Source organism: Spelaeicoccus albus (assembly GCF_013409065.1).
In the GTDB taxonomy this organism is placed as follows: domain Bacteria; phylum Actinomycetota; class Actinomycetes; order Actinomycetales; family Brevibacteriaceae; genus Spelaeicoccus; species Spelaeicoccus albus.
In genome coordinates, this window is the sequence record NZ_JACBZP010000001.1 from 303,558 (window position 1) to 317,352 (window position 13,795).

14 protein-coding genes are annotated in these 13,795 nt (G+C 66.4%); 4 read left to right on the forward strand and 10 right to left on the reverse strand.

Annotation, left to right across the window (positions count from 1 at the left end; all coding sequences use genetic code 11):
• Nucleotides 1–282 precede the first annotated feature (282 nt).
• Genes BJY26_RS01425 through BJY26_RS01435 form a run of 3 tightly spaced genes read left to right on the forward strand, consistent with a single transcriptional unit; the run spans nt 283 to nt 2,317 of the window.
• Nucleotides 283–678, forward strand: a complete 396-nt coding sequence (locus BJY26_RS01425; protein ID WP_179425038.1) for a winged helix-turn-helix transcriptional regulator — start codon at nt 283–285, stop codon at nt 676–678.
• Nucleotides 678–1,736, forward strand: coding sequence for an LLM class flavin-dependent oxidoreductase (locus tag BJY26_RS01430; RefSeq protein ID WP_179425039.1), 1,059 nt, complete (start codon nt 678–680; stop codon nt 1,734–1,736). The genes BJY26_RS01425 and BJY26_RS01430 overlap by 1 nt, the downstream gene beginning before the upstream one ends.
• Nucleotides 1,733–2,317 (forward strand): NAD(P)H-dependent oxidoreductase, encoded by a 585-nt coding sequence (locus BJY26_RS01435; protein WP_179425040.1) that lies wholly within the window; start codon nt 1,733–1,735, stop codon nt 2,315–2,317. The genes BJY26_RS01430 and BJY26_RS01435 overlap by 4 nt, the downstream gene beginning before the upstream one ends.
• 56 nt (nt 2,318–2,373) lie before the next feature.
• On the opposite strand, the gene BJY26_RS01440 is transcribed toward BJY26_RS01435, so the two are convergent.
• Together BJY26_RS01440 and BJY26_RS01445 are read right to left on the reverse strand one after the other, a co-directional pair.
• Nucleotides 2,374–2,799 carry a DUF4267 domain-containing protein gene (locus tag BJY26_RS01440; RefSeq protein ID WP_179425041.1) on the reverse strand — a complete coding sequence of 142 codons (426 nt, stop codon included), beginning with the start codon at nt 2,797–2,799 and terminating at the stop codon, nt 2,374–2,376.
• Between the two features lie 108 nt (nt 2,800–2,907).
• Nucleotides 2,908–3,258 (reverse strand): antibiotic biosynthesis monooxygenase family protein, encoded by a 351-nt coding sequence (locus BJY26_RS01445; RefSeq protein ID WP_179425042.1) that lies wholly within the window; start codon nt 3,256–3,258, stop codon nt 2,908–2,910.
• A 152-nt stretch (nt 3,259–3,410) separates the two neighbouring features.
• On the opposite strand from BJY26_RS01445, the gene BJY26_RS01450 reads away from it, so the two are divergent.
• Nucleotides 3,411–3,992, forward strand: coding sequence for a TetR/AcrR family transcriptional regulator (locus BJY26_RS01450; protein ID WP_179425057.1), 582 nt, complete (start codon nt 3,411–3,413; stop codon nt 3,990–3,992).
• Nucleotides 3,993–4,101: 109 nt separating this feature from the next.
• On the opposite strand, the gene BJY26_RS01455 is transcribed toward BJY26_RS01450, so the two are convergent.
• The 8 genes from BJY26_RS01455 to cysS all read right to left on the reverse strand — a co-directional run bounded on the left by BJY26_RS01455 (nt 4,102) and on the right by cysS (nt 13,755).
• Nucleotides 4,102–5,244, reverse strand: a complete 1,143-nt coding sequence (locus tag BJY26_RS01455; protein WP_179425059.1) for a cysteine desulfurase family protein — start codon at nt 5,242–5,244, stop codon at nt 4,102–4,104.
• A complete protein-coding gene (gene nadC, locus BJY26_RS01460) occupies nt 5,241–6,101 on the reverse strand; it encodes a carboxylating nicotinate-nucleotide diphosphorylase (protein WP_179425061.1) in 861 nt (286 codons plus the stop codon). Before nadC ends, BJY26_RS01455 begins: the two co-directional genes overlap by 4 nt.
• Entirely contained in the window at nt 6,098–7,711 is a 1,614-nt protein-coding gene (gene nadB / locus BJY26_RS01465) for an L-aspartate oxidase (protein WP_179425063.1), read from the reverse strand. Before nadB ends, nadC begins: the two co-directional genes overlap by 4 nt.
• The gene (gene nadA, locus BJY26_RS01470) at nt 7,708–8,973 is read right to left on the reverse strand and encodes a quinolinate synthase NadA (RefSeq protein ID WP_179425065.1); all 1,266 of its coding nucleotides are present in this window, start codon (nt 8,971–8,973) and stop codon (nt 7,708–7,710) included. Before nadA ends, nadB begins: the two co-directional genes overlap by 4 nt.
• Nucleotides 8,970–9,695, reverse strand: a complete 726-nt coding sequence (locus BJY26_RS01475) for an NUDIX hydrolase (protein WP_179425067.1) — start codon at nt 9,693–9,695, stop codon at nt 8,970–8,972. The genes nadA and BJY26_RS01475 overlap by 4 nt, the downstream gene beginning before the upstream one ends.
• Nucleotides 9,696–9,810: 115 nt before the next feature.
• Nucleotides 9,811–11,193, reverse strand: a complete 1,383-nt coding sequence (locus tag BJY26_RS01480) for a sugar porter family MFS transporter (RefSeq protein WP_218852206.1) — start codon at nt 11,191–11,193, stop codon at nt 9,811–9,813.
• Nucleotides 11,194–11,359: 166 nt separating this feature from the next.
• The gene (gene rlmB, locus BJY26_RS01485) at nt 11,360–12,340 is read right to left on the reverse strand and encodes a 23S rRNA (guanosine(2251)-2'-O)-methyltransferase RlmB (RefSeq protein WP_179425068.1); all 981 of its coding nucleotides are present in this window, start codon (nt 12,338–12,340) and stop codon (nt 11,360–11,362) included.
• Nucleotides 12,337–13,755, reverse strand: a complete 1,419-nt coding sequence (gene cysS / locus BJY26_RS01490; RefSeq protein ID WP_179425069.1) for a cysteine--tRNA ligase — start codon at nt 13,753–13,755, stop codon at nt 12,337–12,339. Before cysS ends, rlmB begins: the two co-directional genes overlap by 4 nt.
• Between the last annotated feature and the right edge of the window lie 40 nt (nt 13,756–13,795).

Consider the following 13,795-nt stretch of genomic DNA (forward strand, 5'->3'; position numbering starts at 1 on the left):
CGGTCATGGTGCCAGCGCGGGCGGGAACGAATGCCCCCGTCGGCGGGGTTGCTCGGCACCGGTGCGTCTCATGAATGTTTTCCCCCAGTTCTTCGTGCTCTGACCCGAGAGTATCGTCATGCTATTAATTCTGAAACAGTCCTCCCGAATCTTCTCGGCCCCCCACAAATTCGGGCGCGAAACTTAGTGGATTCGGCACCGTGTCGGCGTCCGGGCGGCCTGCGGGAATATCTCGACCGTGAACTGTGCTCTGCGTAGTGACTACGGAAAATGGAGCATTACATGAGTCAGACAACACCGAATCCGGTGCATGCCGAGGAAGCCGTCGGTGGAGCGTGCCCATCGTTCGTCACGGCGATGGACGTGATAGGCCGCCGCTGGAACGGAATCATCATCGAGGCGATCGGCCGGGGAAATCACGGGTACGCGGAAATCAGCAGGTTCGTGGGGCATGTCGGCGACACGATGCTCGCCAAGAGGCTGCGCGAACTGGAAGCCGACGGTCTGGTCGAGCGCACCGTCGAAGCAGGCCCCCCGATCCGGGTGACGTACACGCTCACGGTGGCCGGCTCGGCACTGCTGCCCATCTTGGAAGACATCACCAGCTGGGGACACGCGTACTCGCTGGCGGAATCTCGCGATCATCAACCAAACGCACGACCTGAAGGAGCACGCTGATGGCATTCGAACTCGGTATCCTCACATTCGCCGAAGTCACGGCCGACCCGACGACGGGCGCGGCCCCGACTCCGGCAGAGAGAATGGCACAGACTTTGGAACAAGCTCGGGTCGCCGACCAGGTCGGGCTGGACGTCTTTGCAGTCGGTGAGCACCATCGCACCGATTTCATCTCCTCCGAACCGCATATGCTGTTGGCCGCGGCGGCGGCACAAACGCACGACATCAAACTGGCCAGCGGCGTCACGGTACTCAGCTCGGAGGATCCGGTTCGCGTTTTCGAGCACTTCGCCATGCTGGACCTGATTTCGAACGGTCGGGCCGAGATCGTTGCCGGCCGGGGGTCCTACACCGAATCGTTCCCGCTTTTCGGATACGACTTGGCCGATTACGCCGACTTGTTCCGGGAAAAGCTCGAACTGTTGTTGGCAATCCGGGCGCGCAACCCCGTCACGTGGCAAGGCAAGTTCCGGGCACCGCTGCTCGACGCCGATATCGCACCGCGCCCGGTCGGCGACCTGCCGATCTGGGTCGGTGTGGGAGGAACCCCGGCGTCGTCGGTTCGTGCCGGCCGGCTGGGACTGCCGATGGCGCTCGCGCTGCTGTTGGGGCCGATCACCCAGTTCGAAAGCGCCGTCGACCATTACCGGCAGGCGGCCGCGCAGGCCGGTCACGATGCCGAAGCGCTGAAGATCAGCATTAACGCGCACGGCTATGTCGGCACGACCAGCCAGGGAGCTCGCGACACGATGTACCCGTATTTCCGCGAAGGAATGCGCGAGAACAATCACCAGCGCGGCGAGGGTTTTTCCATCCCCCGGAACGCGTTCGACGCGCAATCGACGCCGGGCGGCGGTCTACTGGTCGGCAGCACCGACGAGATCATCGACAAATTGCTGACGTACCACGAGCTCTACGGTCTCTCGCGGGCAGTCATCCAAATGGGATTCGGCGGAGTGCCGCAAAAAGAACACTTGGAAGCGATCGAACGCCTCGGCACCGAGGTCGCCCCGGTCGTGCGCCGTGAAGTCGCTGCCCGTGGTCGGAGCGCAGCATGAGCCGGCCGTTGAATGTCGTAGTTGTCAACGGCAGCCCCAACGTCGCCTCGAAAACGATGGGGCTCGTCGAGCTCATCACGTCCGCCCTCGACGCGAAACTGCCGATCGAGGTCCGGCGGATCGACGTGTACCGGCTGGGCGAGGGCTTCACGAGTGCCCGAGAGCGCGCGGACGTATCCGACGACGTCGAAGAACAGTTGGCGGCCGCCGAGACTGCCGATGTCCTCATTGCCGCGTCCCCGGTCTTCCGGGCCTCCTATCCGGGGATGTTCAAACACTTCTTCGATCTCGTCGGCCAATACGCGCTGGCAAACAAGCCGGTGATCCTGGCGGCGACGGGCGGAAGCGACAGGCACGCCATGATCATCGACCACGAGTTGCGTCCGCTGTTCGCGTTCTTCCAGGCCAACACGATCCCGGTCGGCTTTTACGCCAACGCCGGCGACTTCGACGGGACCTTGGTGCTCAATGCCGAGGTCTACAGCCGCATCCAGATCGGCTTGGACGACGTGATTGAACAGTTCCGCGCAATCGCGGACGATGCACCGGCACGGTCCGAGCTCAGCCCGCTCGGGCACTGACGGCGCGGACGGCGTCCCCGACGACGCGTTGCCGGGACGCCTTCGACGCCTGGGGATCACGCCGGTTGCGAGGCGGGCGTCTTCGGAGCGGCCGAGACTGTGCGGGTCTCGCGCATCATCAGCAGGCCGTTGACCACCATCAGCGTCGCGGTCAGGCCATGGACGCCGAGCGCGGTGGACATGGAGCCGTGATGTGCCAGCACCGTGGTCATGTCCCCGTATGCGGCGAGGGCCTCCACCAGCAGTACCCAGCTGAGCGCCCGGCGGTGGCCCGTCACCAGCAGGACGACCAGGACCAGGGCCAGGACGACGTCCCGGATTCCCTTGACGATCAGGAAGCCGCCGCCGTCACCGGGCGGCCATCTCGGCAGGCCGAAGCTTGGCGCCGTCGTTGCCGGGCTCAGGATGAACTCCCCTCCGAACCAGAGGATGAACAGGATGAAGGTGACGGCCAGGACGGTGTTGATCTTCTTCAGCGACATTATGCTTCTCCTTGCAAAACTTCGTGAGCTTGGTGAGCCGGATGACGCCCGCTCGGTCGGCGCGAAACGGGGCCGATGTGGCGGGCACCCCCGGCTACGGCTGCCGTGTCATAGATCGACCTGCTCGAAGACGTGTGGGTACGACACGATGTCGTCGGGGGCCTCGGCAGCTATGCGCTGGAATTCCGTGCTGCTGAGTGCACCGGCCAGAGCTTGGGTCGACTCCCAGACCGCGACGTTCATCAGAAGTCGGCTACCTGCCGTTCCCTTGTGCATCTGCAAGGAGACGAACCCCGGCTGAGCCTTCATGAACTCCGCCTGGCGCTGAAACAGGGAGAGGAACGCTTCGGTCCTCTCTTTCGGAACGAAGAATGTGTTGGCCAGGACGATGGGCCCGGTCTCCTGCTCGAACTGCGTGAGCATCGGCGTCTGCGGGTCCAAGCTCTGCAATTGAGCCATGGTCGGTACTTCCTCTCACTATCGGTTGTTCCTACGGAGCTTGCCGGCACTATGCCGACACTTGTTGGCCAACACTTGTTGGCCAACTCGTGTTGGCAACATTATAGCCCCGGCCCTGGACTGTCAACAGGCGTTGGCCTATGTTGGTTGGCATGACCGGCACTACGGAGGACCAGCAGACTGCACGGCGTTCGGATGCCACCCGCGCCACGATTCTTGCCGCGGCCCGCGAGCGGTTCGCCGCGGACGGTTACGAAAGGGCGACCATCCGGGCCATCGCGCGGGACGCGAAGATCGACCCGTCAATGGTGATGCGCTACTACGGCAACAAGGCAGGACTTTTCACGTCGGCCGTCGCGATCGACCCGGGGCTGCCCGGCCTGCCCGTCGAGCCGCGCGAGGCGCTCGGTCGTACGCTGGTGCGCCACTTCCTCACCCTGTGGGAGGAGAACGCGGAGCTCACCGCACTGATCCGGGTCGGCGCCACCGACCCCGCCGTCGCCGATCGCATCCAAAGCGTGCTGCGCGACCAGTTGATCCCGCTGGCCCGTCGCGTGGGTCCCGAGCCGGAGCAGGCGCCGACGCGAGCCGCACTATGCGCCTCGACCGTGCTCGGGCTCGCGTTGACTCGCTACGTGCTGCTGTTCCCGGCGAGCGTAGCGATCGACCCTGAAGAGATCGTGGACTGGCTCGGGCCCACGGTCCAGCGGTATTTGACCGCACCCAAGCCCTGAAGAACGCGTCGAGGGTACCCACCCGGACCTCGGTCACGGCGAGTGACGCTGAGATTCACCGACGTAGTCCTTCGTGCGATCGCGGGCGGTGCATCGGCACGGTCCGAGCTCAGCCCGCTAGGGCACTGACGGCGCGGACGGCGTCCCCGACCCGGTCGGCGGCCTCGGCTAGTTCGTCGGCACTGACCTGCGTGCCGAAGCTGAACCGGACGGCAGTCTGCGCCGTTTCCCTGTCGAAGCCGAGCGCCGTCAACACGTGCGAGGGCTCGTCGCTGCCCGCCGCGCACGCCGACCCCGACGAGCAGACCACTCCGGATTCCTCCAGCCGTACCAGCACCGATTCGCCGCTGGTACCGGGAAAACAGAACGACGCACTGCCGGGGAGTCTTTTCGACGGATGTCCGGTCAGGACGGCGTCCGGCACCGTTGCCAGGACGGCACCAATGAACGCATCGCGCCGCGCGGCCACTTCGTCGACGGCAGCGATATCGGGCCCGGCGAGCGCCAGCCCGGCGGCAAGTGCCACGGCACCTGCGACGTTTTCGGTGCCGGACCGGCGTCCGCGTTCTTGACCGCCGCCGTGCAGCACCGGTTCAAGCGGCACCTGCGTCAGGACGAGCAGCGCTCCGATTCCCTTGGGCGCGCCGAGTTTGTGGCCGGAGACACTGAGCGCGTCGACTCCGAGGTCGGCCATGCCGATCGGCACGGATCCTGCGGCCTGTACGGCGTCCGTGTGCACGAGCGCGCCGGATGCGTGTGCCATCCGGGCAATTTCGGCGACCGGCTGGATGGTACCGATCTCGTTGTTCGCCAGGGCGATGGACACCAGGGCGGTCTCGTCGGTGATCATCCGGTCCAGCGCCTCGAGGTCGACAAGGCCGGCGTCGTCCTGCGGGGCGTAGGCGATGGTGAATCCGTGCACGTGTTCGAGGTAGCGGCACGATTCGAGCACTGCGGCATGGTCGGTCCGCGCCGTCACAATGGTTCTGCGTGCCGGATCGGCAGCAAGCGCCAGGCCCTTGACGGCGAGATTGTCGGCCTCGGTCCCCGACCCCGTGAACACGACGTCGGAGGCCCGGGCTCCAAGCGCGGAAGCGACCGAGCGGCGCGCACCGTCCAAGGCCTCGGCAGCTGACGCGCCGACGGCGTGGTGGCTGGACGGATTGCCGAATTCGCCGGTCAGGTACGGCCAGCAGGTTTCGAGCACGGCGCGGCGCACCGGCGTCGTTGCGGCGGCATCGAGGTAGATCATGAGATGTCCAGTCCGATATCGAGCGATCGGACGCTGTGGGTCAGCGCGCCGACCGAGATGATGTCGACACCGGCCTTGGCGATGGCGCCGACGGTGTGCAGATTGACGTTGCCGCTGGCCTCGACCAGCGCCCGGCCGGCCACTTGCCGGACGCCGGCGCGCAGTTCGTCGATGCTGAAATTGTCGAGCATGATCGTGTCGACTCCCGCCGCCAGCACGGCTTCGATCTGGGCCGGGCTGTCCACTTCGACCTCGAAATGCGTGGTGTGACCGAGACGTCCCTTGGCGGCGATCAGTTCTTCGGCGAGGTCCGCGCCGCCGGCCGTCAGAATGGCCAAATGATTGTCCTTGGCCATGACGGCGTCCGACAGCGAGTGCCTGTGATTATGCCCGCCGCCGCAGCGGACGGCGTGCCGCTCCAGTGCGCGCAGTCCCGGCGTCGTCTTGCGAGTGTCGACGATCCGGGCCCCGGTGCCGGCGGCTTCGCGGACGTATTCAGCGGTCAGGGCCGCGATCCCGGACATGCGTTGCAGCAGGTTCAGCCCGACCCGTTCGGCTTGCAAAAGGCCCCGGGCCGGCCCGGCGACGACCGCCAACTCGGCGCCGGCGCCGAAGCCGTCACCGTCGGCCAGCGAGAAGTCAGTGGTCAGCTTGTCATCGGTGAGCCGCATGGCGGCGGCAAATACGTCCGCACCGGACAAGACACCGGGTTCGCGGGCGACGAGACGTGCCGTCGTGCGGGCGCTGGCCGGTATGAGCGTCGTCCCTGTCACGTCACCCCACGGCGCGTCTTCGGTCAGCGCGGCGCGGACCACGGAGTCGATGGCAGAAACGGTGAGTTGGGATTCTACTGTCATGACGTCCTGAGGTTGAGGGGTCGGGCGTGCGGGAGGGTACCGGGATGATCGGCGCGGCAATGCGCGCCGCGCGATTCGCGTCTGGCCAGCGCGGCCGCAACGATGATCGACCCGAGCTCGCGCAGGTTCTCGGTCTCGAGCCCGGCGATGGTCGATGGCGCCCCGCCGGCGGGTTGCCAGACGGCGAGCTGTTTGCGGGCGACTTCCAAATCGCCGGCTTCACGAAACAGTCCGGCCCGTTCCCACATCAGCTGCCGCAAGTCGTCCCGGGCAACGGGCTGCAGGTCCGCGGCCGACGCGTGCGCCGGTTCAATGGTCGTCACCGGACCGAACTCGGCAGCCGGTTCGGCTTCGGCACGGCGACGAGCGCCACGGCCGGCGCGACCGGCGGCGATGTCGTGCGCGGCCGCGTCGGCGAACACGAGTCCTTCGAGCAGCGAGTTCGAGGCGAGCCGGTTGGCGCCGTGCACGCCGGTGCACGCGGTCTCGCCGACGGCGTAGAGCCCGGGCAACGAGGTTCGGCCCCGTTTGTCGGTGCGGACGCCGCCCATCCAGTAATGCGCGGACGGCGTGACGGGGATCGGGTGGCGGGCCCAGTCGAATCCATTGGCGCGGCACGCCGCATCGATGCCGGGGAATCGGGCGGCAAGACGTGCGGCGCCGCCAAGTCGTCGGGCCAAGCCTGTCGCATCCAGCCTGGCCGGGCGCCCGTCCTGCGCGGCCATGGTTCGGGCGATTCCGCGTGCCACGACGTCCCGCGGAGCAAGTTCGGCATCCGGATGCAGGCCCGTCATAAAACGACGTCCGGCCTCATCGACGAGAACCGCGCCCTCGCCGCGAACGGCTTCGGAGATGAGGAAATCCTGCCTGGCGGCAAGCGCCGTGGGGTGGAATTGGAAGAATTCGGCATCGGAGATCACGGCGCCGGCCCGCCACGCCGCAGCAGTGCCGTCACCGGTGGCGACCGCCGGGTTCGTCGTGTGCGCATACAGCTGCCCGGCGCCGCCGCTGGCCAGCACGACGGCGTCCGCGGCAATGTCGCGCCGCACGCCGTCCGGGCCGATCAGCCGAACGCCGGTCACCCGCGCGATGTCCGCCCCCGGGCGAGCCTCGGTGAGCAGATCGGCCACGAATGTGTGTTCGTGGGTAGTGATTCCGGCTCGGCGTGCGCGCTCGAGCAGCGCCGTTTCGATGACGGAGCCCGTGGCATCGCCGCCGGCATGCACGATTCGGGCGCGGGAATGCGCGCCTTCTCGGCCACGGGCCAATGATTCGATACCGGACTCGATACCGGTAGCCGCCCGCCCACTCGCCCGGTCGAAGGCCACGCCGCTTTCGATCAGGTCGCGAACGAGCCGGGGGCCGTGAGTGCACAGGAACCGGACGGCGTCCGGATCGGCAAGCCCGGCGCCGGCGCTCAGCGTGTCGGCAACATGCGAATCGACGGTGTCGCCGGCGAACAATGCGGCGGCGATACCGCCTTGCGCGAACCGGGTGTTGCAGTCGGCGGCCGCGGATTTGGTGACGATAGCGATCGGCCCGGCGCCGAGTCGGCGGAGCGTGAGCGCCGCCGTCAGGCCGGCGATGCCGCTGCCGACAATGACGATCATGGTGTGGTCGCCAGCATTCGCTCGAGCGCGCGGGTGGCCGGGATCGCGACGTCATCGCCGACGGAGATCTGGTTGATCACGCGGCCGCGAACAAGCGATTCGAGCACCCACGCCAGATAACCGGGGTGGATCCGGTACATCGTCGAACACGGGCACACCACCGGGTCCAGGCAGAAGATCGTGTGCTGCGGATTTTCCGAGGCGAGCCTGTTGACCAGGTTGATTTCGGTGCCGATGGCGAAGGTCGTCCCGGCCGGTGCCGCGGCGATGGCTTTTGTAATGTAGTCGGTCGAGCCCGATTCGTCCGCGGCGTCCACGACGGGCATCGGGCATTCGGGGTGCACGATGACCCGTACGTTCGGGAACGTCTCGCGTGCCTTCTCTATCTGCCGGACCGTAAAGCGCTTGTGCACCGAGCAAAATCCGTTCCACAAGATCACCTGCGCGTCGCGGAGCTGCTCGGGCGTCATCCCGCCCAGTGGCTTGTTCGGCATCCACAGCGGCATGCGCTCTTCCGGCACGCCCATGGCCTTGGCCGTATTGCGGCCGAGATGCTGGTCCGGGAAGAACAGCACGCGGCGTCCGCGCTCGAACGCCCAGTCAAGTACGGTGCGCGCATTGGACGATGTGCAGACGATGCCGCCGTGCCGTCCGCAAAATCCCTTGAGGGCAGCGGACGAGTTCATATAGGTCACCGGGATGACCGGGGCGAGGCCGTCGGCGTCCGGGCCCGCGCCAAGAGCGTCGTCGAGTTCCTGCCAGCATTGTTCCACCTGGTCGATATTCGCCATATCGGCCATCGAGCAGCCGGCGGCCAGGTTGGGCAGGATCACCGACTGTTCGTCGCCCGAGAGCAGGTCGGCCGTTTCGGCCATGAAGTGCACGCCGCAGAACACTATTGCCTCGGCGTCGGGTTTGGCCCGTGCGGCGCGGGCCAGTTGGAATGAATCGCCGACGAAATCGGCGTACTGCACGACCTCGTCGCGTTGATAGAAGTGGCCGAGGACGACGGCCCGGTCGCCGAGCGTGCGTTTTGCCGCGCGAATGCGGGAGTCAAGCTCGGCTGCGGTCGCCTGCTTGTATTCGCTGGGCAGCGCGCCTTGCCGCGGTGCCGCGGCCGGAATCGGGTCGGCCGCGGAGGCGCCGGGACCGTATCCGGGCATCGAGTCGAATGCCCACGTGTCTTTTTCCAGGCCGGAGTCGCAGTTCTCGCCGGCGCCGCCGGCGGCCATGAGCTTCAATTTTTCGTCAATGGATGTCATGAGGCAGTGCTCCCTTGGGCTAGTTCGGGCTTATAGCGGTAGAGGCGCGGCGGTCGGTGCCGGGCGCCGGCAAGTACCTGATCGGTTTCGATGAGTGTGTTCGAGGCAAGCATTTGGCGGCGAAAGTTGGCCGGATCCAGCCGGCGGCCGATGACGCTTTCGTAGACCTCGCGCAGCTGGGCGAGCGTGAATGTGTCCCCCAGAAAGTTTTGCGCGATGCGGCTGTATTCCATTTTGTTGCGCAGCCGCCAGACTGCGTAGTCCACGATGTCGCGGTGGTCAAAGGCGAGTTCGGGCAGATTGCCGGTGCGGAACCATCGCACGTTGTCGCCGGTGACTGCCTTGTCGGCTTCGACGGGCCGCACCAGCGCCCAGTACACGATCGACACGACGCGCAGGTCCGGTGATCTGTCGGTGCCGCCGAACGCGTAAAGCTGTTCGAGATAGTTCGGCGTCATGTCCGTGGTTTCGTGCAAATTGCGCCGGGCTGCCGCTTCCAGGGATTCGTTCCACGCAATCGGGCCGCCGGGGAGCGCCCACGTGTTCCGGTACGGCTCGCGAATGCGCCGAACCAGCGGAAGCCACAGCGTCGCGCCGTCGGCGGTCGACTCGTCGTCCGCGGAGTTTCCCGCACCGGCGCTCAGGGCGAAGACGACCGTCGAGATCGCCAACGACGGCGGGTCAAACCGTCGTTCGCTGACATTTGCCATCGGAGCGGGCATGGGCCGACTTTCGGTTGCGGGATTGCGTGTGACATCGCGTTAAAGTCATAATGACTAGAACTCATGATACACCCGACGGGCCGAAGACGCCCCGTGTGCGCCGACAAGGGCCGCTCTAGTGTGCGTGCCCCCAACGGGCACCGTTGTCCCAGTAGCCCCGGATCTCCTCAAGACTTCGGCCCTTCGTCTCCGGGGCCAGTCGGAGCACGAAAATCCATGCGATGATCGACAACGCCATGAACGCGCCAAACGTCCACCCGCCTCCGGCCGAGTCGAGGGCGACCAAGAACACCTGCGCGACGATCAGGTTCGCCACCAGGTCGGACGTCAACAGCAACGACGACCCCGCACCGCGCAGCCTGGCCGGGAAACACTCCGATGCGTAGACCCACACCAACGAGCCGAGGCTGAAGTTGAAGGCCATGTTGAACACCATGATGCTGGCAAACGCCAAGTACTGCCCCGCCCCGTCGAACGACCCGGTGACGAACAAGGCAGCCATCGCGCCGGCGGAGACGGCCATGGCCGCGACGCCGATCAACAGTGTCGGACGGCGTCCGGCCCGGTCGACGACGAAGAACGCCACAATCTCGGCGATAAAGGCAGCGACTTGGATGACTGCGCCGACCAATATGGCCTCGGTGATCGGCAAGCCGATGCTTTGGAAGATGATCGGCGCGTAGTAAATGATCGCGTTGATGCCGGTGATCTGCACCAGGAAACCGAACCCGATGACGAAGAAGGTCGCCTTGGCGAACCGCTTGGTGAAAAGCTCGCGCACCTTCCCGCTGCTACTTGCCAAGTCTTCGTCGATCTCGGCCAGGCGGGCATCGACGAGCTCCGGCGGTTCGATCTTGCGAAGAGCCGCGACGCCGCGTTCACGCAGACCCTTGAGAAGGTACCAGCGCGGCGTGTCGGGGAACCGCGCCAAGACGATCGCTATGCCGAACGCCGGTACGCATGCGATGCCGAGCATGAATTCCCAGTTGCCGGAGAACGAAAAACCGTAGCCGACGAAATTCGCTGCGATGATGCCGATGGTCTGTGCAATTTGGAAACCGACGAGCAACGAGCCGCGTCTTTTCGACGGCGCGAATTCGGCGATGAACATCGGCGCCACGACGATCGACGTGCCAATGCACAACCCCATGCACGTGCGCATGGGCAGCAGCCACCAGATTCCGACGGGGATAGCGCTGAGCAGCGCGAACACGCCGAATCCCAGGGCAATCAGCAGCATCATCTTCTTGCGGCCGATGGTGTCGGCCAATCGGCCGCCGACGATGGCGCCGACGATGCTTCCGAACACCGTGACGCTCGTCACGGCGCCCTGCATCGATGCCGATAAGTGGAACTGTTTGGTCAGGAAGGGCAATGCGCCGCTGATCGAGCCGTTATCGTACCCGTAGATCAGCCCGACTGTTGCAGCGACGATCGCCATGATCGTCGGAAACCGTGCGGAGAAAACCGTGCTCTCGGTCGTGCCGGTCGAACTCAAAACTTACCTTGATGCGTCGTGGATCGTGCGGGGGCCGTCTCCACACTACGCCGTCCCCGCGCGAGACTGTCGGCGGGTGGCTTGCTTCGGCGCCGGGGTCGTTTGTCCGCCACGGTGCCGAAAATGCGGCCCCGTCCGGGACAAACCGCACCGTAAGCAGCGAAAGCTACCGGGCCCGAATGCGCGAGACCTCGTAGAGCGCGACGGCGCCGGCGATACCGGCGTTGAGGGACTCGGTGGCCGAGTCGATGGGGATGGACACGATTTGGTCGCAGGTCTGCGCGACCAGCCGGGCCAGGCCCTTGCCCTCCGAGCCGACGACTATCACGACGGGTTCGGCTCCCAGCTTGATGTCGGGCAGCGACACGTCGCCGTCCCCGTCAAGGCCCAGCACGAACAACCCCTGGCTCTTGTACGCCTCCAGGGTGCGAGTGAGATTGCCGGCCTTGGCCACGGGGATGCGCGCTGCGGCCCCGGCCGCCGTCTTCCACGCGGACGCCGTCATGCTTGCGGCGCGCCGCTCCGGCACGACCACGCCGTGGCCGCCGAACGCAGCGGTCGACCGGATGATGGCGCCCAGGTTCCGCGGATCGGTGATGCCGTCGAGCGCCACGATGAGCGGCGTTTCGCCTTTGTCCGCTGCCAATCCGGGCAGGTCGTCGGGATGCGCGTATTCGTACGGCGGGATCTGCAGTGCCAGGCCCTGGTGAAACGCGCCGTCGGTCAACCTGTCCAGGTCGACCTTCGACGCCTCGAGCAAGGCGATGCCGCGGCCCCCGGCCAAGCTGATCGCCTCTTTCACCCGGTCGTCGCTTTCCACCTTGTGCGCCACGTACAACGCCGTCGCCGGGATCTTTTCCCGCAATGCCTCGACTACCGAGTTCCGGCCGGCGATCACCTCGGTGGCCGTCGACCCGCGAGCTCCGCGCGATCCGCCGGAGCCGCGCCGGCGAGTATCGCGGGCCGGCTGCTTCTTCTTCGCGTCTTGCGCCCGCTTGTACGCGGGATGGTATTCGCGTTCTTCGGCCTTCGGCGTCGGCCCGCGGCCGGCCAGCGAGCGCCGCTTTTGACCGCCCGTGCCCTTTTGCGGGCCCTTCTTGGTCGAGGACTTGCGCACTGCCCCGGGGCGGGGTTTCTTAGGGCTCAATTCATGCCTTCCAGGGTGTACCTCGCGCCGTGCGGGGTGTCTTCGATGGTGATTCCGGCTGCCTTCAGCCTGTCACGGATTGCGTCGGCTGCCGCAAAATCCTTTGCCGCGCGTGCATCGGCCCGCGCCGTCAATTCGGCGCCGACCAGCGCGTCCAACGCGGCCTTGCCGGCGTCCGGGCCTCCGGACGACGCCCACGGCTCGTCGAGCGGGGAAAGGCCCAGCACCCGCAGCATGGCCAGAACATCGGAAAGCGCGGACGCCGCGTCGGCGCCCCTGCCGGCGTCCAGTGCCGTGTTGCCGGCGCGCACGCGCTCGTGCAGGACGGCCAGCGCGCTGGGGATGGACAAATCGTCGTTCATGGCTTTGGCGAACTCGTCCGGCACCGCACCGGCGGGCTCGGGAGCGTCGCCGGCGGGATCGGAAGCCCGCTCGATGAACGTCTCGATGCGTTCGAACGCGGCGCCGGCCTCGGCAAGCGCTTCCGGCGAGAAGTCGAGCGTCGACCGGTAGTGCGCGCTGCCGAGGTAATACCGCAGCACTATCGGTCGGCCGCCGGCCAGCAAGTCGGCCGCAAAGAGCGAATTACCCAGCGATTTCGACATCTTGTCGCCGCCGACGGTCAAGAGGCCGGCATGCATCCAGTAGTCGGCGAAATCGTCGCCGGCCGCACGGGACTGCGCTTGCTCGTTCTCGTGATGCGGGAAACGCAGGTCAAGCCCGCCGCCGTGAATGTCGAACCGCGGTCCGAGATATTTCGTTGCCATGGCGGAGCATTCGAGGTGCCAGCCGGGCCGTCCTCGCCCCCACGGCGTCGGCCAGGACGCCGTCGCGGGCTCGCCGTCCTTGTGGCCTTTCCACAACGCGAAATCGCGCGGATCCCGTTTGCCGGCCGGCCCGGCGTCCTCGGCCGGCTGCATGTCGGCCGGCGACTGATTGGTCAGCCGCCCATAGTCCGGCCAACTCGCGGCGTCGAAGTACACGTCCCCCGAGGAATCCTCGGCCGGATACGCGTGGCCCGCGTCGATCAGCCGTGCAATCAGCTCGACCATTTCGGTGACGTGGCCGGTGGCACGCGGTTCGTAGGTGGGCCTGGCCACCCCGAGGGCGTCATGCGCCGCGGTGAACTCCTGCTCGTACTTGTAGGCGTGCGCGAACCAGGGCCGGCCGGCCTCCGCCGCTTTGGCCAGGATCTTGTCATCGATGTCCGTCACGTTGCGCACAAGCGTGACGTCGTAGCCGAGATAGCCGAGCCAGCGGGTCAATTGGTCGAACACGACTGCCGTGCGCAGGTGCCCGATATGCGGTGAGCCCTGCACTGTGGCGCCGCACACGTACAGCCCTGCCTTGCCCGGCTCGCGGGGCACGAATTCGCGGACCTGACGGGTCTGAGTGTCATAAAGCGTGAATGTCACTGATCCAGGGTACCTGCGCAACCGGCTAGTGTGTCCGGAG

Excerpts from the sequence above, each read along its gene's own strand:
- BJY26_RS01425 (WP_179425038.1), top strand. The coding sequence starts at position 283 with ATGAGTCAGACAACACCGAATCCGGTGCATGCCGAGGAAGCCGTCGGT.
- BJY26_RS01430 (WP_179425039.1), top strand. The coding sequence starts at position 678 with ATGGCATTCGAACTCGGTATCCTCACATTCGCCGAAGTCACGGCCGAC.
- BJY26_RS01450 (WP_179425057.1), top strand. The coding sequence starts at position 3,411 with ATGACCGGCACTACGGAGGACCAGCAGACTGCACGGCGTTCGGATGCC.
- BJY26_RS01440 (WP_179425041.1), bottom strand. The coding sequence starts at position 2,799 with ATGTCGCTGAAGAAGATCAACACCGTCCTGGCCGTCACCTTCATCCTG.
- BJY26_RS01475 (WP_179425067.1), bottom strand. The coding sequence starts at position 9,695 with ATGCCCGCTCCGATGGCAAATGTCAGCGAACGACGGTTTGACCCGCCG.
- BJY26_RS01445 (WP_179425042.1), bottom strand. The coding sequence starts at position 3,258 with ATGGCTCAATTGCAGAGCTTGGACCCGCAGACGCCGATGCTCACGCAG.
- nadA (WP_179425065.1), bottom strand. The coding sequence starts at position 8,973 with ATGACATCCATTGACGAAAAATTGAAGCTCATGGCCGCCGGCGGCGCC.
- BJY26_RS01455 (WP_179425059.1), bottom strand. The coding sequence starts at position 5,244 with ATGATCTACCTCGATGCCGCCGCAACGACGCCGGTGCGCCGCGCCGTG.
- nadC (WP_179425061.1), bottom strand. The coding sequence starts at position 6,101 with ATGACAGTAGAATCCCAACTCACCGTTTCTGCCATCGACTCCGTGGTC.
- nadB (WP_179425063.1), bottom strand. The coding sequence starts at position 7,711 with ATGATCGTCATTGTCGGCAGCGGCATCGCCGGCCTGACGGCGGCGCTC.
- BJY26_RS01435 (WP_179425040.1), top strand. The coding sequence starts at position 1,733 with ATGAGCCGGCCGTTGAATGTCGTAGTTGTCAACGGCAGCCCCAACGTC.